At 41.9% G+C, this 16,887-nt stretch carries 18 protein-coding genes; 2 read left to right on the forward strand and 16 right to left on the reverse strand.

All coding sequences use genetic code 11. The annotated features are described in order from the left end of the window. Window positions 1-17: 17 nt before the first annotated feature. From ABS301_RS22150 to ABS301_RS22160, 3 genes are read right to left on the reverse strand one after another with little or no spacing between them, the layout of a single operon-like run. Window positions 18-521 (reverse strand): GreA/GreB family elongation factor, encoded by a 504-nt coding sequence (locus tag ABS301_RS22150; RefSeq protein WP_349674274.1) that lies wholly within the window; start codon window positions 519-521, stop codon window positions 18-20. Window positions 522-549: 28 nt separating this feature from the next. Beyond that, window positions 550-1,869 carry a 4Fe-4S dicluster domain-containing protein gene (locus ABS301_RS22155; protein ID WP_349674275.1) on the reverse strand — a complete coding sequence of 440 codons (1,320 nt, stop codon included), beginning with the start codon at window positions 1,867-1,869 and terminating at the stop codon, window positions 550-552. Between the two features lie 17 nt (window positions 1,870-1,886). Continuing rightward, window positions 1,887-2,861: a hypothetical protein gene (locus tag ABS301_RS22160; protein ID WP_349674276.1), complete on the reverse strand. Its 975-nt coding sequence runs from the start codon at window positions 2,859-2,861 to the stop codon at window positions 1,887-1,889. A gap of 164 nt (window positions 2,862-3,025) precedes the next feature. Between ABS301_RS22160 and ABS301_RS22165 the strand changes: the two genes are divergently transcribed. Beyond that, complete coding sequence (locus tag ABS301_RS22165) at window positions 3,026-3,907, forward strand: LysR family transcriptional regulator (RefSeq protein WP_349674277.1); 882 nt, start codon at window positions 3,026-3,028, stop codon at window positions 3,905-3,907. Window positions 3,908-4,001: 94 nt separating this feature from the next. Further along, complete coding sequence (locus ABS301_RS22170) at window positions 4,002-4,943, forward strand: NAD(P)H-binding protein (RefSeq protein ID WP_349674278.1); 942 nt, start codon at window positions 4,002-4,004, stop codon at window positions 4,941-4,943. A gap of 88 nt (window positions 4,944-5,031) precedes the next feature. On the opposite strand, the gene ABS301_RS22175 is transcribed toward ABS301_RS22170, so the two are convergent. The 13 genes from ABS301_RS22175 to ABS301_RS22235 form a co-directional block, all read right to left on the reverse strand. Beyond that, window positions 5,032-5,907, reverse strand: coding sequence for an aminoglycoside 6-adenylyltransferase (locus tag ABS301_RS22175; RefSeq protein ID WP_349674279.1), 876 nt, complete (start codon window positions 5,905-5,907; stop codon window positions 5,032-5,034). A gap of 11 nt (window positions 5,908-5,918) precedes the next feature. Beyond that, the gene (locus ABS301_RS22180; RefSeq protein WP_349674280.1) at window positions 5,919-6,608 is read right to left on the reverse strand and encodes an HAD family hydrolase; all 690 of its coding nucleotides are present in this window, start codon (window positions 6,606-6,608) and stop codon (window positions 5,919-5,921) included. 119 nt (window positions 6,609-6,727) lie between these two features. Further along, a complete protein-coding gene (locus ABS301_RS22185; RefSeq protein WP_349674281.1) occupies window positions 6,728-7,363 on the reverse strand; it encodes a CatB-related O-acetyltransferase in 636 nt (211 codons plus the stop codon). After that, entirely contained in the window at window positions 7,356-8,165 is an 810-nt protein-coding gene (locus tag ABS301_RS22190) for an amidohydrolase family protein (protein WP_349674282.1), read from the reverse strand. The genes ABS301_RS22185 and ABS301_RS22190 overlap by 8 nt, the downstream gene beginning before the upstream one ends. Next, a complete protein-coding gene (locus ABS301_RS22195; protein ID WP_349674283.1) occupies window positions 8,162-9,409 on the reverse strand; it encodes a [Fe-Fe] hydrogenase large subunit C-terminal domain-containing protein in 1,248 nt (415 codons plus the stop codon). Before ABS301_RS22195 ends, ABS301_RS22190 begins: the two co-directional genes overlap by 4 nt. A 91-nt stretch (window positions 9,410-9,500) precedes the next feature. After that, window positions 9,501-10,064, reverse strand: coding sequence for a GNAT family N-acetyltransferase (locus ABS301_RS22200; RefSeq protein ID WP_349674284.1), 564 nt, complete (start codon window positions 10,062-10,064; stop codon window positions 9,501-9,503). 126 nt (window positions 10,065-10,190) lie between these two features. Next, window positions 10,191-10,811, reverse strand: coding sequence for a C39 family peptidase (locus tag ABS301_RS22205; RefSeq protein ID WP_170820936.1), 621 nt, complete (start codon window positions 10,809-10,811; stop codon window positions 10,191-10,193). 3 nt (window positions 10,812-10,814) lie between these two features. Then, window positions 10,815-12,080 carry an Nramp family divalent metal transporter gene (locus tag ABS301_RS22210; RefSeq protein WP_349674285.1) on the reverse strand — a complete coding sequence of 422 codons (1,266 nt, stop codon included), beginning with the start codon at window positions 12,078-12,080 and terminating at the stop codon, window positions 10,815-10,817. 28 nt (window positions 12,081-12,108) lie between these two features. Continuing rightward, a complete protein-coding gene (locus ABS301_RS22215) occupies window positions 12,109-13,251 on the reverse strand; it encodes a GGDEF domain-containing protein (protein WP_349674286.1) in 1,143 nt (380 codons plus the stop codon). 120 nt (window positions 13,252-13,371) lie between these two features. Further along, on the reverse strand, window positions 13,372-14,247 hold the full coding sequence (locus ABS301_RS22220; RefSeq protein WP_349674287.1) for a GNAT family N-acetyltransferase: 876 nt from the start codon (window positions 14,245-14,247) through the stop codon (window positions 13,372-13,374). A 15-nt stretch (window positions 14,248-14,262) separates the two neighbouring features. After that, window positions 14,263-15,066, reverse strand: a complete 804-nt coding sequence (locus tag ABS301_RS22225; protein WP_349674288.1) for an ABC transporter permease — start codon at window positions 15,064-15,066, stop codon at window positions 14,263-14,265. Further along, entirely contained in the window at window positions 15,063-15,863 is an 801-nt protein-coding gene (locus ABS301_RS22230; protein ID WP_349674289.1) for an ABC transporter permease, read from the reverse strand. Before ABS301_RS22230 ends, ABS301_RS22225 begins: the two co-directional genes overlap by 4 nt. Next, complete coding sequence (locus ABS301_RS22235; RefSeq protein WP_349674290.1) at window positions 15,850-16,836, reverse strand: ABC transporter ATP-binding protein; 987 nt, start codon at window positions 16,834-16,836, stop codon at window positions 15,850-15,852. The genes ABS301_RS22230 and ABS301_RS22235 overlap by 14 nt, the downstream gene beginning before the upstream one ends. Window positions 16,837-16,887: the final 51 nt, after the last annotated feature.

Genomic DNA, 16,887 nt, shown 5'->3' on the forward strand with positions numbered 1-16,887 from the left:
AACCTTCCTTTGACGGATTAGTAGCTTCTCAATTGATCGCTTCCATCATCCTTTGTTTTTTCCAGACACTTCACCTCTACATAGTAGCCTGTTTTATCATTTACCTTCACATAAATACGGTCTCCCACTTTATGCCCCAGAATCGCGCTGCCAAGGGGTGATTCAGAACTGATTAAACCCTTCATGGAATTCCCGCGGACGGTTGTCACCAGTTTATAGGTCTCCACCTCATCATCATCTTCAAAATACAAATCCACAGTATTATAAAGCCCAATTTCATCTTCTTTGGAATTGTCAGTAATAATTTGAGCCGTCTTAATCATTTTTTCCAGATAACGGATTCTGCTTTCATTCTGATTTTTATCCTTTTTGGCTGCATGATATTCAAAGTTCTCACTTAAATCTCCATGGGCTCTTGCTTCCTTAACCGCTTCCAGGGCTTCCTTACGAACTACCAGTTTACGGTGTTCTATCTCCTGTTTCATTTTTTCAATATCAATTTCTGTCAATTTGTCAAACACGTTTCCACTTCCCCTTTCTTCCTGCTGGTTAAGAAAGGCTTTTACCCCCTTTTGGGCTTTCCTCCACCGGTTTATTTTTATAGAGGGACAAAAGCCTGTCCAAATAAATAGATTTCAGCTGTTTGCTTGCCAATGCCTGCTTTAGCGGAGGCAGCTTTAAGATTGTTCCAAAAAGCGCTGCCATGGCACGGTGGCTGGCAAATGCCTGATTATCAAATATCAGATTCTGCAGAGTTCCCTTTTCAATGGCCTGGAGTACAAAGCGATGGGTGCTGTTCACCGGCGTGATAATCTGTTTTGCCCTTTTCTCCAGTTTAATCGCTTTTACACTGCAGTTTCTGGCGCATACACCGCAGCCAAGGCAGATTTCCTCATCCACTACAGCTTTTCTCTTTCCATGTTCATTGGTTTCCATGGAGATTGCCAGAATGGGACATACCTTCTCACATTTGCCGCATCCCACACAGGTTTCCCCGGATATATGGGGAATGTAATTGGTAGTCGCAACGGGCTGCATGGGACTGAATTTTCTGGCTGCCTGAAGTGCTTCACAACAGCAGCCACAGCAGTTGCAGATGAATGCCGGGTGCTCCCGCACATTTTCTCCGATCTGTACCAGATTGCTGGCATAGGACCGTTCCAGTGCATCCATGGCTTCCTCTTTGGAAATCAGCTTTGTATAATCTCCATGCTCTGCCAGAGAACGGGCAACATTGTCAAAGGTCAGGCATACATCCCAGGGAGCATTGATTTCACAGGGATGACCGGCATGGGACATCTTATGACGGCAGTAGCACAGCCCCAGTCCGATGTAATCCGCCTCTTTAACGATGTGGGAAGCCCTCTCATAATCCAGAATGTGGTTGGTTTTATCCGTCATCAGCACAGGTTCCTGTACATAGACTCTTCCCAGTTTTGTTTCTGTAGCAAAAAATAAGTCCTTTATAAAGTCCTCTTCTACATTCATGTATTGATAGTAAAGCTCGCTTAAGTATTTCTGGTCAATATCTCCTCTTGTCCTCATCAGGGCAAATTCAATAAAACCAGCCATGGGAGGCGGCATAACAAACTTCCGGATTCCATTATGATAAGAATCCACCAGGAGGGCTTTTTCACAGAGATGGTTTAATAGCCGTTCCGCTTTCAGTTCCGTAGTCTCCCAGATTTTAGCTGCCTTTTTCACCGTAAACGGCCGTACCGGCAGCAATGCCACCCATTTTGCTTCTTTCTCCGAATACAAAACCTGAAGAATTTTATAAAGCGTCTCCGACTCAGGCGCCCCTTGTGTAAACCAGTTAATGCGGTCACTTAAATTTAAGTACGCATCACGGGCTGTCAGATGACCCATTTTCATGCCTTCTTTCTTTATGCTTTTTTTGCAATGATCTCAATACGCCTCAAAGTGGTGCCTACACTCTTACTGGACTCAACAGTCAGCCCAAACAGCCTTAACAGATTCTTCGTTCCCTCTTTGGTCAAATAAACCTCCGATGCAGCCTGCCGCCAGAGAGTATTCCCCTTCTTTTGCAGAAGATCCATGGATTTATCCAGATCAGGTCCATCAAACCAGAGAATTCCACCATCTGCCAGGCTTTCTGTCGCTTTATCGAGAATGGCATTCATGTCCCGCTTGTCCGTGAGATGCTCGATGATAACCACTGAATAGCTCCCCTTTTTTACAGGGCTGATGTCCTCAGTTTCATAAAGAATCTCTATCTCATAACCAGCACAGACTGCCTCTTTATATAATTGACTGTTTTCAATTCCGATAAACAACATGGAATTGCCGGTGGCCAGCCCTTCTATATCTGCCAGTATTCTTTTACATTTTGCCTGAGAATGTACTGCTCTCTTTTTCCTTTTTACAATCCATGGTTCTTCTTTTGCCAGATAGTAATTTCCGCACTCTTCGCACTTCATAAAGATACGGATCGGACTTAACAGCTCTTTCCCCTCTTCATCGCCTTCCATATAAAGGGATGCTCCGTAATGCACCGTCCCTTTTCCTGCACAGACGGGACAGATCTCAATCTCTGCAAACATCAAATTTCTCAGTTCTTTTAAAGCCTTAAAATACCAGCGGTACAAACGATCCCGGAATTCCCCGTCATAAACAAACAGCCAGTTTTTTATGACTTCTGCCAGCCATCTTGTCTCATGGATCACAGACTTGTCCGCCTGAAGTCCCTTTAAGTTTTCCTCCAGCGTGAGGAGTCCGGAAACAGCATCCTCTTTCAGCCGGTCATTTCCCTGAGAAGTAATCAGATGCTCGATTCCTTCCACTACACTGCTGCATAAATTGACCATCACTACCAGCTGATTCATTTTGCCTGTCGCCATACGTTGATCCTTTCCTGTCACTTGTTTCAGTTCCTTTGTACATATCCCCTGTTATTTTAGCACTTTTAAAAGGGGAAAGGCAAACACTTTCTTGTAGAGTGCCTGCAATCGGTCTATAATAATATCATGAAATGCAGGGATAGAAAGTAATCAGAGAGGTTAACATGAATTTTGATAAAATAAAATATTTTATTGACTTGGTAGAATGCAGGAACTTTACAGAAACTGCAAAGAAAAACTTTGTATCACAGACTACGATCAGTCTACAGATTGCATCACTGGAAGAGGAAACCGATATTCAATTAATAGACAGGAAAAAAATTCCTATTGAACCTACCCAGGCCGGATGGCTATTTTATGATGAGGCCATCACCCTTTGGAAGCAATACAATCATATGAAAACCATATTGATTAATTATAAAATGAATCATGATCTGACAATCCGCGTAGAATACGCTGCAGCAACGGATATTCAGAGCATGCTTCGCTTAATGCCTTCTTTTAAAGAAAAGAATCCTAATATAAAATTAGAATTGGATAAAGTGCTGCTAAAGGATGTATCAGAATATCTGCTAAAAGGATTGTATGATATTGCTATCGCATTTGATTCGGAGTTTAAAGATAAGCCTGACATTCTCACTTATCCGCTTTATAGAGGGCAATATTGTGCGGTTGTCAGCCGCAGCCACCCTTTGTTTCACCATAAAATAATTTCCAAAGACGAATTGTATCAATATCCACTGATTATGCTGAATCCCGAATCCATTGGAAGTTCCTATGAACTAATGATACAGCATGCAGCCTTAGATGGATATCACCCCCAAATAGTCCGGTTCGCAGATGATATTGAAACTGAGCTGTTTTACATTGTCACAGAAAACCTGATCGGATTTTTTCCGGACAATTATAATCCTGCTTATTTAGAAAATGATATCCGAATGATCCCTTTAGATGATACAAATCATACATTCCGTATCGAGATTGCTTATTTAAAAAATAATAAAAATATTGCTTTAAAACATTTTCTTAAGCATATACAGAATTAGTTTTTTAAATGACCCATATAATTAATTCATTGGACTTCGTTTATTTTTTAACATATTATAAAAATAGAAACAGACAGAAGGAGGAAAATTAATCATGGGTAAATTATTATTAACTGGAGCCGATGGTAATTTAGGTAAGCAGGCGGCTAACTATCTATTGGAGTTAGTTGACAAGGACAAGCTGATTTTTTGCGGTTATAACCAGGAATCCTTAAAAGAATTTGCGGAACAGGGTGTTGAAACTCATATAACGAACTTCAACGACAGGGAAGGACTTGGCGAAGCTTTTGCCAATGCAGACAAAATTGCTTTAATTTCCATGCCTTTTGTGGGAAAAAAGCGTCAGAATGCTCACAAGAATGCAATCGATGCCGCTAAGAAAGCCAACGTCAGACAGATCATCTATACTTCTCTCGTCAATGCGGCCGATGAATCAAACCCCAGTGTTGAAAAAATCGATCATGCCTTCACAGAGGATTACATCAGGCAGAACGGACTGGATTATATATTCCTCCGCAATTCCCAATATGCAGAGGCCATGATTACCAACTATTTTACCTTTGCCAAAATGGATGGCGTATTAAAAAACAGCCAGGGAAGCGGAAAAATGGCTTATATTTCCCGTAAAGACTGCGCCAAAGCAATTGCTTATTCTCTTGTATCTGAACATTATCATGAATCCATTCTAAATATCAATGGACCTCAATTAATGACCATTTCTGAATTTATTGAATATGGAAATCAGACTACTGGAAACCATGTAACTTATGAGGAATTAACGGACGAAGAAAATTATGCCATTTTTGACTCGATGGGAGTACCACGAACCACCGACGGAAAATTTAAGGAAGATTCTGAAGCACCGTTTTCTTCAGAAGGTATGGTGACATTTGCTCAGGCCATTCGCCTGGGTAAAATGGATATATTTACGGACGATTTTAAGAATCTGACCGGTCAGGAGCCGCTCACAGTTCAATATATGTTTGAACATGCAGATGACTTCCAGATTGGTGAACGGCATTCAAAGGATAATTAATCAATTATAATCCATGGATTTCTACTGTGTGTTTACAGAAATCCATGGATTTTCCTTTATCACACGTAATGCTTGTGATACGATTCGATCAATACACCTGTTTTGCATCCGGAGGAAGTTCTCTGACATGGTTCAAATATCCCATACAGTTAGACGCTTCCGTCATGTCATAGAAAAAGCCTAGCTCACCTGATACAAATCCTGCCGTCTCATGAAACAGGTCACACATTATTTCTACTGCTCCCCAGATATGTTCTGCCTCCGCATCCGCATATGTCTTTAAAAACCTCTCCCATTCTCCCTCTGACAGCCACCGGTACATATCCTTACCGGCTTTTCCAATACTACATGAAAAACTGGTCACAATTCCGATCTTCCAGGATAACAGTGTCACCAGCTGAGGCCGTATGTAATGATTGAGCATATCCTGCACATATGGGATTTCGTTCCTCCACAATCCCTTGGCTACGTTATCAAGACACCACCAGAATTCATTACAGGTACATAAAAATTCTGTTTGAGAGGGCTTTTTTACCCAATGGCTTTGGTCCGATGATTCCGGGATTACAGGTAGAATGTTATCTTTGTCCAATAGAATTTTGCAGAGCTGGTCGGCATAGATATCTTTTAATGCATAATCCCTGGTCGCCACAGTAAGATCCAGCCTGTTTCCGTCCGAAAACTGCATTAACCACCCATAGTTCTCGTCCTTCTTATGGGGATAAGCCGGGTTTTCATCTGGATACTGCATAAAAATCCGCTCTCCAAACCGGTCGATCCATGGCCTGTCTTTGATAAAAGACTCCGTCTCTTTTACAATGTAAACTACATCATAATCCTGAAACAGATCCCGCACTGCATTTGGATTAGTTCTGGACCCGCCCATGTAAACTCCTCTGATTCTGTCATCAGCCTGAGCTGTACCAAGAATCAGATCATACATTTCTTTTTCGGTTCTCATCATTCAACCCCTCCTCAAACTTCATCCCCAAACTGTAGACAATCAATCAGACCAGAGAATTTATTAATATGATAATCCGCATATTCTAAAATCTTTATTCTATCCACCTTCGGTTTTACATCTAAATATTCAGAAAAAACCGTTTTCATTCCAGCCTTTTTTGCCCCCTGCAACTCATCTGAACCGCCATCGCCTGCAAATACGCTCATTTCCGGCGTAGTACCCATTTGTTCCATGGCATATTGGTATATCCCAATGTCCGGCTTTAACATTTTTACATTACATGAAAATATAGATAAATCAAACAATTCATATAGTGGTGAATCTTTCCAATATTTACAGTCAATTATATCTGCATTACTGATCAGACATGTTTTAATACCCAGATCTCTAATGGCTTTTAACGTTTTCAGTATCTCCTCATCCACATTGCCCAGGGCCCTCCTCATCCGCTTCTCCCGTCTATCCAAAAGCAATTCTTCCTGCTCTTTTGTTACAGAAAACGGGAGTGTTTCCACTATATTCTCAATAATTTTATGTTCTGTATTGACCTCCCCCAGAGCCCGTTTCTTATAAAGGGCTGCCTCTTCTGAATAATGCTCCCATTCTGATGGACTAAGGTTTAACACATCACATTCCATTGGACTTTGATGATGTGGGACAATCAGTGTAAAAAACAAATCGCAAAAAAGCACTTTTATCATTTGTTACCTCCTGATAAGAAAACTTGACAACGAGACCAGATGATATGGTAAGAGATATTGCCTGAAATAGTGTCTGCACAGGCAGGAGGGCAGACCTTCGTACTGCCCTCCTGAAATTATTACTTATTTTCCTCCAGCAACTTTCTCACATTACCAGAAGTAATTGCTTTCACATTCCGTTTTACTTTTTCTTCGGGCCAGTCCCACCACCTTAAAGAAAGAAGTGCGTCAATTACTGGCTGTTCAAAGCGGGGACGAATTGTTTTTGCAGGAACTCCGCCTACAATTGAATAAGGTTTCACATCCTTTGTTACAACCGCTCTGGTGCCGATCACTGCCCCATCACCAATATGTACTCCCTGCATAATAACCGCTTCATAACCAATCCAGACATCGTTTCCGATTACAATATCACCTTTGTTGTCCCATGTATCCGCAATACGCTCCACTGGAAGATCCCACTCATCAAAAAAGATTCCAAAAGGATAAGACGACAGGGATCTCTGGGTGTGATTGGCGGAAGTAAATATAAACTTCGCTCCGCACGCAATCGAACAGTACTTACCAATAATCAAACGCTCATTGTTAACCGGATAATGATAAAGCACATTATTTTTTTCAAAATTCACAGGATCATTTACATAATCATTATAAATGGTATAATCCCCAACTGTAATTGCCGGATCTTTTACTACATTCTTTAAGTATACCGTTTCTTTATCATGTTTTCTTGGATAAATTAAACCGCTATTCATAAGTCTCCTTCCAGAATAACTTCCTGGCATTTTTATAAAATACCCTCTCTGCCCCATCCCTGCCGAAGATTTTAAGAACTGTATCATAAAAGCCTTCATAGCGTTTATAGCTGTCCCTGCCAAACACCGACGCGTCTGTTCCAAACAGAATTTTTTCCGGTCCGCATTTTTTAATGGCTTTTATCATCTCTTCTTTGGAAACTAAAGTAGTATCCCCATAAAGGTTTGGACAGCTTGCGATTAATTCACTGGCGCTTTCCCTGTCACCGCCTAAATCCATATGAACAGCCACAAATGTGACATCAGGATTATCAGCGGCTGCTTCATACACATACTCTATATTGCTGTATCCATCTCTCTGGGTATGAATACAAAACGGTATGTTATGCCTTCTGCAGAGCTCTAAATATGGCTTGTAAGCAGCAGAAGAAAAAGGGACGCCTGCAGTTTTGGGGTGAACCTTTAGTCCTCCGATACGCTCTTTATTTTCCAGCAGAAAACGGGACAGCTGTTCTTTGTTCCGGTCAAATAGAGGACGAACCCAGAAAAGCAGCAAAAACCTGTCTCCATATGCGTTTATGCGCTTAAGGGCACAGCTGTTTAGAGCGATGGTATCCTTATCCGGAAATCTCTCAATTCCCTGTTCATCAAGGGAATTGAGACTGATATCAGAGATCACCGCCTGATCCACACCGAATCGATCCATATCTTTTAAAAGTTCTTCTAATTTGATCTCATAAGAACCATAGAAGCCCATATGCACATGGGAATCTATAATCTTGTCATTATTTTCCCATATCACGTTATGTTACGGCTAAATAAATCCGTCTCCTCTAAAAGGCTTTCGATGGTATCAAGATTTAAACGGTGTAGCAGCTCAATCACGTAGGGATTTTCAGCCGGATGCTGATAGGTTGCTTTTTCTCCATATTCATTAACCAGCTCAGTTCCTTCCTCTTTCCCCAGAATCGATCTTGGTCCGCCTACGCAGCCGCCCACACAGCCCATTCCTTCATAAAAGTTGGCATCAATCTTTCCGTCCATAATATCCTGAATCATCTTTTTGCAGCCAGGAACTCCATCTGCCTGCTTTGTACGGATCTGAATTTCCTTCTGAGGGCTGATCGCCTTCACGGTATTTTCCACTGCTTCGCTTACTCCGCCCTTTCTTGCATAGATGCGGCCAGCTTTGGAGGAATGATCCTTTTCACTTTCTTCCATCACTGCGGGATCAATTTCCAAAGCGTCAAAAATATTTTTTACTTCCTGGAACGTAAGAACATAATCCACTGCACCGGCTAAATCCTTTTCCCTTGCTTCAGCCTTTTTTGCAAGACAGGGACCAATAAATACAGTCAGTGCATCTGGATGAAGTGTCTTTACCACTTTGGCACAGGCGACCATGGGAGACACGGAACCAGGTACGTGTGGAACCAGCTGATGATATACCTTGCGGATCATACCAATCCACATGGGACAGCAGCAGCTGGTCAGCTGATAATCTCCGCTGCCCTTAATGTTTTTATCAAATTCCAACGCTTCTTTTAACGTCAGGATATCCGCAAATAAGGCAACTTCCAGCATTCCGTCAAATCCCACTTCTTTTAATGCGCTTCTAAGCTTTCCCGGGGTAACATCACTGGAAAACTGTCCTAAAAATGCCGGAGCTATCATGGCATAAACAGGCCCCTCTGCGCTCCTTACTGCTTTGAGGGCGGGAATGATATCGGTACTGGCTGCCAGCTTTTCTCTGACACAGCCGTCAATACATTTTTCGCAGCCCAGACATAATTCCGGTTCTACCACTATTCCATCTTTCTCAGCCTTAATTGCTCCAAACGGACATCTTTTGACACATTCCTTTTGTTCCCCTTCTCCACAATCACAGTCACCTGTACGAATTACAATTGGATGCTTTTCGGGATTCAGCAGGCAGTCCAGATGATAGGGATCATAAGTATTGCCGTTTTCTGTTTCCGCCGGATCAAAATTTCCTGACAGTGCCTCACTTACTGTACGCTCGTAAAGTTCTTTAAATGTCTGCATAAATTACCTCCCGCATGTATGCTTTATGTTCTGTATCACATAATCTATTATCATTCCTTTTTTCTTTCTTACTATTCCAGTAAACTCCTAATCACGACAAATGTTTGAAATATAAGTCTTTTGTGATTGCATATAACGTAAGATCACAGATTCCCATATTATTCTTACCCGCCTGGCGCATGGTTCCCTCATACAGCATTCCCGCTGCTTTCATAACTCTGCCGGAATTAGGATTATTGGTATCATGTCTTGCACATACCCGATTGAAGCCAACTTCTACAAACAGAAATCCCATCACCGCCTTTAAAGCTTCCGTCATAATACCTTTTTTCCAATGCGCTTCGCCAATGCAGTATCCGATTTCTGCCTCTTCAATCTCTTCATTCATATGTACCACCCCAATACTGCCAATGGCCTGATGGTTCTCCTTCCATTCAATACACCAGTTGAAATTCTTAGGATTTTCATAATCCTTCACCCATGCGTTAAGCGTCTCCTCTGAGTCCGTTACTGACTTATAAACCGGCCATGTTAAATATCTGGTGACATGACTGCTGTTTGCCCAGTTATAAAACATATCATGGGCATCCGCTTCACAAAACGGACGTATAACCAACCTTTCTGTTTCTAAAACAACCGTACCTGGGAAATTCATCGCAATTCCTCCTGACTGATTTCTTTCACTGGAAAAGTAATCCAAATATAGCTTTATCATATCATATTTATCAATAAGGGAAAACCAAAAAATCAGGACAGCACCTGCTGCCCTGATTCATTTCTGCTAAATAAAATACTCTATAGTATCTGCCGGCTTTCTCTGGGTTTCCCTGTTAAACAGGATGGTCGCCTCCCTTGTTTCCACGGGGCCAAGTGCATAAGGTTCTTTCCCCGTACCATTCATCAATTCCCAGGGAACCTTCCGGTTTCTGAGGCATGGCATATCGGTAATCAGCTCCAGGTTTTTCTGCTTAAAAGGTTTTTTCCTGTAATAGGGATCAAACAGATAAACATAATCCTGATCGGAACCCGTTATCAGCACATAGTGCCAGCAGCCATACATCACTCTGGCGACCACCGCACCCCCCTGCTGAAGTCCGTAAACTATTTTACTGTTTTCTCCCAGATACACATCGCTCCCGGTTAAGTATTCACTTTGTACGGGAAACTTCTTTACTTTTCCAAACTGGTTAAACCAGTTGCTCATAAACATCATCGCCATCTGGGAGGTTCCATTTTTGCCGAATTCCCCTTTTGTATTGTAAGAATCCAGACAAAATAACATGATATGCTTGATGATATCAGGCGGTATTTCCTCTCTGCGGAAAAGAAAACTCATGGCATTCAGTAATGTAGTGGGTCCGCAATCAAATTCTGTCACCTGATAGCTTAATGGGTTTTTCATAAATTAGCCCTTTCCTGCAGCAATGAAAAGCATTATATTTAAAATCGTTAAGATCACACCAATGGCAATGAGAAAAATCTTATCCCGAAGTCCATTTTTATATTTACCCATAACTCTCTCTGAGGACGTAAGATAAATCTGCAAAAATACGGTAATCGGAAGCTGCACACTTAAAAGCATCTGGCTGTATACCAGCCCCTTAAATGGATCACGGATAAGGAAGATTATAAATGCAGCAATTACTAAAATCCACGTTACTCCAAACCTGGTATGGGGGTCATCGGGATCATAAGGTTCCCCGAACATTCCCGCAAATATGGACCCCCCTGCCATACCTGCTGTGGTAGTAGATGCGATTCCGGAAAACAGCAGCGCAACAGCAAAAATAATACTTGCTCCCCGTCCCACCAGTGGTTTTAACATCTGTGCAGCCTGCCCCAGCTCTGAGACATGCTCGCCTTTGGTGAAAAATGTGGTGGCTGCCAGTATAATCATCGCGCTGTTGATTGCCCAACCAATTATCATAGATAGTAATGTATCAGCAAATTCATATTTCAGTTGAAGCTTCTGAATGGACTCATCCTCTAAATTCCATTGTCTGCTCTGAATAATTTCCGAATGGAGAAATAAATTATGAGGCATAACCACTGCCCCCAGCACCGACATGATAATCAGCATGGAACCTTTGGGAAACTCTATGGTAGTCCAGCCCCTTACTGCCTGATTCCAGTCTACATTTACCATACTAAGCTCATAAATAAATGACAAACCAATGATGGATACAAAGCCAATGATCCATTTTTCCAGCTTCTGATAGGAATTGGTAAACAGCATCCATAAAATCAAAGCCAGTATGAGTACAGAGGCCAGCTTTACCGGAATCCGAAACAGCAGATTAAGCGCTATGGCTGCTCCAAGAATTTCCGCCATAGCGGTCGAAACGGCCGCCAGAACTGCGGTTGATAAAACAATCTTTGAAAGCCAGGGTTTTAAATGCTTATGGGCTGCCTCTGCCAGACAGTCTCCTGTTACAATTCCAAGGTGTGCCACATTGTGCTGGAGTATAATCAGCATAATGGTTGAAAGAGTGACCATCCAAAGCAGCGTGTATCCATAATCTGACCCTGCCGCGATATTGGAAGCCCAGTTTCCCGGATCGATAAATCCGACCGTAACTAAAAGCCCCGGTCCTACATAATGAAGCAATTCCTTAAGTCCAAACTTTGGTTTGTGATGTTTTGTGTTTTCCTTTTTTAAAAAATCAAACATGCCAATTACCTCCCTTCTTTCTCTCTGACTATATTTCTTTTTCATGTATCCGTATGGCATCCCTTGTTATTTTAGCCTGATATAATGCCTGATCAGCACTCATAAACAATCGGGCAGCATTCATACCGCTCCCATATTGTGCCAGTCCAAAACTAGCTGTCATCTGTAATTCCGGGTACTCCGTAAATTCCACTTTCTTTAACTGATCCTGAATTAAAACCGCCACCTCATATGCTTCATTTATATCAGTATGGTGAAAGATTATACAGAATTCATCCCCGCCATATCGGTAAACATTTGCCTTTATACAGCTGTTTTTTAACAGCTGCGCAAAAGCGATCAGGCATTTATCACCGGTCTGATGCCCCCAGCTGTCATTGATGTTTTTAAATTTATCAATATCCGTAATTCCGAATATATAATTATCCTGGGGATTGCAGTCTTCTAAATCTCTCATGGCATCATGGAGTGCTTTCCGGTTATAAATTCCCGTCAGCTCGTCCATCTTCAGCCGCTTTGTCAAAATGACCCGTTCTTCTTCAATGCGGATACTGGCCCGGTTTTTCCGCTTCTCATAGTGAATCACCACCATACAGATCATTGATACGGAAAACATAATAAACAACGCAATGAGAAAATTTCCCAATCTGAGCGTACTTTGAAAAATTGTGGGTTTGTCCACATCCCAGGTAATAAACAGCTCAGATATCACCAGTAACGCCAGTCCACTGACAGATGTACAAAGTGTAACCAGATAACTTGCATAGACTGTGGTTAAAATTATCGCTGTTACAAACACATAATACGTAACAGTGAATGCACTGTGGGCCGTAAACAGGGAAAAGCAGATGACTGTGTTAATTATGGATACAATATAAATCTTAGCGGTCTGAGAAATTTTTTCTGATTTTACCACCATATGGTCTATCACTGCACACAATCCATTCACGCCACTTGGTACCAGTATGAATTTAAAAACAAATCTGGGAACCGTCGTATTAAGCATGTCTGAATTCACCAGTATGAGACCCATAATGCATTCTACTGCCAGAGCAAACAGGACCATTCCGATGGATATCTTATAATGAAGGCTGAGCCAGTCTTTATCAATCCTGGTATATTCCTTTTGTATCTCATTCACTTGGGCGGTTTCATTTGGTTCGGCTGCCATAGGTTTCTCCTGCTAGTTTCATTCCTTATATTCTGAAATTGTAACACCAGTCAGTAAAACCGTCAATTTCTTTCATGGCAGCCGGTTAGTAATTATAACAAATCGTTTATTTATAAATAGTTACGTATGAGCCAGCTCAGGAATCCGTAAGAAATCCCCTTCAATTATGTCTAACGCTGATCCCTTTACATGCAGTACCGTATCGCTGTCTTTTATCTTCGAGCAGGTAAAACCCTGTTTATCAATTGGCGAAAATCCCAGAACCAGACTCTTTACCTCTCTGCCAAAGGCTGCTGCAATCCGGTCTAAATCCACCTTTCCCGGGGCAAAAGCCTGCTGCAGATGCAGCTGGCCTTTCTTAAGAACAGCAAATACATATGCCTCCTGATCCGGAATAAAATAAATATTTTTACTCATATAGTCCAGTGCATAAAACATGGTAAGCTCTTCATGGCTTTCCAACCACAGGCTGCTCAGAGGGCAACTTTCTTTCATACCCCGCTTAAGCCTGAAAAGCTCATCATTTTCTCCAATCTGTATCTTAACAGCAGTTGCCTCCTGATCAATGGTCACGTTCTTTGCATATTCAAATTCATCTGACCTCTTAAAACCAAATTTCGGATAAAAATCCAGTACACTTTCATTGGCAAATAAAAACCAGCCTTCCGTCTTTCCTTCGTAATCACGCTGGATCTCTTCCATCAGTTGCCTGATCAGCCCTTGATTGCGGCAGGCTTTGCTGGTCATAACCGTCCCCAGCTGAATGTATCGCCGCTGTACTCCATTTTCCCGAAACACCATAGGACTTACCGAAACATTTGCCAGGACCTCATCTTCCTTAAGAATGGAATAAGGGATATAATTATTCTTCCAGTAACCGTTCTGATACCAGTTTTCGAAATCCAGACCAAATATCTGCCCAGCCAGCCGGTTAAAACTATTTCTTGCCCTTTCGTCCTCCTGATATCCTTTTCTTAACTCGTAACCATCTCTCATCTAACTTTTCTCCTTTTATGAACTTGCACTATTATAATGTCTTATTCCCTGCTTCCACACAAAAGCCGTCAATAGGGTAAAGCCTGCTGCAACCAGGATTCCCCACACAGCCCCGGCAAACGTCAGCTCCCCTGTGAGAAACTGAACCGGTATGGTCGCCATGATCCCATAAGGCAGAATCACATAAAAAATCACTTTGTAGACTCCGTAGAACACAATTCCAGGCAGCTGCATACATAAGGTGAGCCCTGCTTCCTCCAGAATTATTGTATTTCCACTGGTCAATATAAAAAACGTAAAAGACCGGATCAGTACTTCAACCAGATAATACAATACAGTCATAATAGCCACCCAGAATACATAACCCAGTACCAGGATGGGGGTGATCTTAATTCCCCCCGCTTTAATTCCGTAGGTAATAATCACTCCACTCAAAAACAACAGTGGAACAGACCCGGGATTGATTCGTTCAAACGTCAGCCGAAGCAGCGGACTTCCCGGTTTTGTCAGATACAAATCCATATCTCCATTTTTAATCTTATCCGGAATGCTGTTAATCCCGAAAAAATAGATTACCATATTAATGGCATTAATCATGGAAAATGTTCCGATATAAAGAATCATCTGCCCCTTCCCCCATGTGCCGATCCGGTTCACATTGGAATAAATCACCTCAAACACACACAGCTGGACGAGAAAAACGCAGCTGTCCACAAAGAATGGGCCAAAAAATCCCAGCCGGAACATCATTAAATTCTGAAGGCGCAAATTAATTAAAACTCTTACTATCCGTAAATTTCTTTTTATTCTGCCCATCATATTCCCACCCCGTCATATTTAATCCTGTAATTTTGCCATGTAACATGAATGACTGCCTGAAGTATCACACACCAGCACAAAAGAACCAGAAGTCCCATTCCCAGTTCTCCATTAAGCCGCCCGATCAACAGCATGGAGGGCAGATATGTCACATAGTAAAAAGGAAATGCTTTCATAATCCAGAGGAAACGCTCCGGCAGCAGCGTAAGTGGAATAATACTGCCTGTGACAAACGCCACCAGATTATCTTTTATCATAAGAAAGGTTCCGATTTCCTCATATTTTAAAGTAAGCAGCCCCAGATAATAATTAAGCTGAGCCATGAAAAACAGCCCTAGTAAAATTAAAATACCTATCCCTGCCACAATCTCCGGATCTGGTGCAAAAACAAATCTGATCCGGAATACAATAATCCAGAGAACAGACGTAATAAAGTAAATAATAAGATGAAATAGCACAATCCCCATTTCCATGGCAACAAAATACCCCTGAATATTTACCGGCAGTACCATATATTTTGAAAAGGTTCCATTCCTGATTCTCTGGCTGATCTCCATGCTTACTTTAGAAGACATATCCAGCTGGGTAAGGAAAGAGCTGATAATATAGTAGGACATCATGCTGCTTAAGGTAAACCCCGCCACCTTATCTCTGCCTGCAAATATGGTTCCCCACAGCAAAGAGGCAAACAGAATTTTTGTTAGTGAAAATAAAATCTGAATGACCGAATCTCCCCGCCAGGCAAGCTGGGTCTTAATAAAAATTTTGAGTATCTCCAGATATTTACGCAAGCCCATCTCCCCCCTCCTGATAGATTCGCTCTACTATGGTTCCAATCTCCTCTTCTTCAACCGTTATATCAGTGGGAAGCAGATTCATTAGTTCTCTCAGCAATCCTGCCGCATTTTCTTTCGGCACCATAATCACCTTTTTATAAGGTGTCTGTTCCAGAATCCTGGCGTCAAACTCCAGATTGGGCAGCAGCGTCGGTTCCGAAAAGGTAAAGGTTATTTTTTTAAACTTCTGAAACCGTTCAAACAGCTTTTCAGTGTCACCATCATAGATCTTGCAGCCATGATTGATGACAATTGACCGTTTGCACAAAGCTTTTATGTCCTCCATGTAGTGGGAAGTGAGGATAATGGTGGTTCCCCTTCTTTCATTAATCTCTGCCAGAAATCCCCGGATCTGTTTCGACGCAACTGCATCCAGCCCAATGGTGGGTTCATCTAAGAATATAATCTTTGGATTGTGAAGCAGTGCAGCAATGAGCTCCATCTTCATCCTCTCTCCAAGAGACAGCGTCCTCACCTGAACATGCATCAGATCCTGAACCTGAAACAGTTTCACAAAATAATCTCTGGAACTCTCATACTCCCCCTCCGGTAATCCATAGATTTCTTTAAACAGGCGAAGCGTATCTTCCACGGTCAGTTCAAAGAACAGCTGACTCTTCTGGCCCATAACGACTGCATACTGCTGTTTAAATTCATGCTCCAGATCATTGGGATAATACCCCAGTACACTTACAGAACCACTAGTGGGTGCAATAATACCGGTGAGCATCTTCACAAGCGTTGTCTTCCCCGCTCCATTGGGTCCGATCAGGCCTACAAATTCCCCTTCCCGGATGGTAAGATCCAGATTGCCAACCGCCTGTTTCACTTCATATTCCCGTCTGATCAGCCCCTTAATACTTCCTATCATACCTGCCTGTTTCTTAAATCTTTTAAAATTTTTGGTTAACCCAGCCGTTTTAATAATCTCCATGTGTTTTCCCCTTCAATCAATAAAAATGACCGCCGGTTCATCTGCCCCACA

The sequence above is a fragment of the Lacrimispora sp. genome (assembly GCF_031982545.1).
GTDB lineage: Bacteria > Bacillota > Clostridia > Lachnospirales > Lachnospiraceae > Lacrimispora.

Coding starts and splice junctions, on each gene's coding strand:
- ABS301_RS22220 (WP_349674287.1), bottom strand. CDS start 14,247: ATGAGAGATGGTTACGAGTTAAGAAAAGGATATCAGGAGGACGAAAGG.
- ABS301_RS22185 (WP_349674281.1), bottom strand. CDS start 7,363: ATGAATAGCGGTTTAATTTATCCAAGAAAACATGATAAAGAAACGGTA.
- ABS301_RS22230 (WP_349674289.1), bottom strand. CDS start 15,863: ATGGGCTTGCGTAAATATCTGGAGATACTCAAAATTTTTATTAAGACC.
- ABS301_RS22170 (WP_349674278.1), top strand. CDS start 4,002: ATGGGTAAATTATTATTAACTGGAGCCGATGGTAATTTAGGTAAGCAG.
- ABS301_RS22180 (WP_349674280.1), bottom strand. CDS start 6,608: ATGATAAAAGTGCTTTTTTGCGATTTGTTTTTTACACTGATTGTCCCA.
- ABS301_RS22160 (WP_349674276.1), bottom strand. CDS start 2,861: ATGGCGACAGGCAAAATGAATCAGCTGGTAGTGATGGTCAATTTATGC.
- ABS301_RS22165 (WP_349674277.1), top strand. CDS start 3,026: ATGAATTTTGATAAAATAAAATATTTTATTGACTTGGTAGAATGCAGG.
- ABS301_RS22205 (WP_170820936.1), bottom strand. CDS start 10,811: ATGAAAAACCCATTAAGCTATCAGGTGACAGAATTTGATTGCGGACCC.
- ABS301_RS22195 (WP_349674283.1), bottom strand. CDS start 9,409: ATGCAGACATTTAAAGAACTTTACGAGCGTACAGTAAGTGAGGCACTG.
- ABS301_RS22225 (WP_349674288.1), bottom strand. CDS start 15,066: ATGATGGGCAGAATAAAAAGAAATTTACGGATAGTAAGAGTTTTAATT.
- ABS301_RS22155 (WP_349674275.1), bottom strand. CDS start 1,869: ATGGGTCATCTGACAGCCCGTGATGCGTACTTAAATTTAAGTGACCGC.
- ABS301_RS22175 (WP_349674279.1), bottom strand. CDS start 5,907: ATGATGAGAACCGAAAAAGAAATGTATGATCTGATTCTTGGTACAGCT.
- ABS301_RS22235 (WP_349674290.1), bottom strand. CDS start 16,836: ATGGAGATTATTAAAACGGCTGGGTTAACCAAAAATTTTAAAAGATTT.
- ABS301_RS22200 (WP_349674284.1), bottom strand. CDS start 10,064: ATGAATTTCCCAGGTACGGTTGTTTTAGAAACAGAAAGGTTGGTTATA.
- ABS301_RS22215 (WP_349674286.1), bottom strand. CDS start 13,251: ATGGCAGCCGAACCAAATGAAACCGCCCAAGTGAATGAGATACAAAAG.
- ABS301_RS22210 (WP_349674285.1), bottom strand. CDS start 12,080: ATGTTTGATTTTTTAAAAAAGGAAAACACAAAACATCACAAACCAAAG.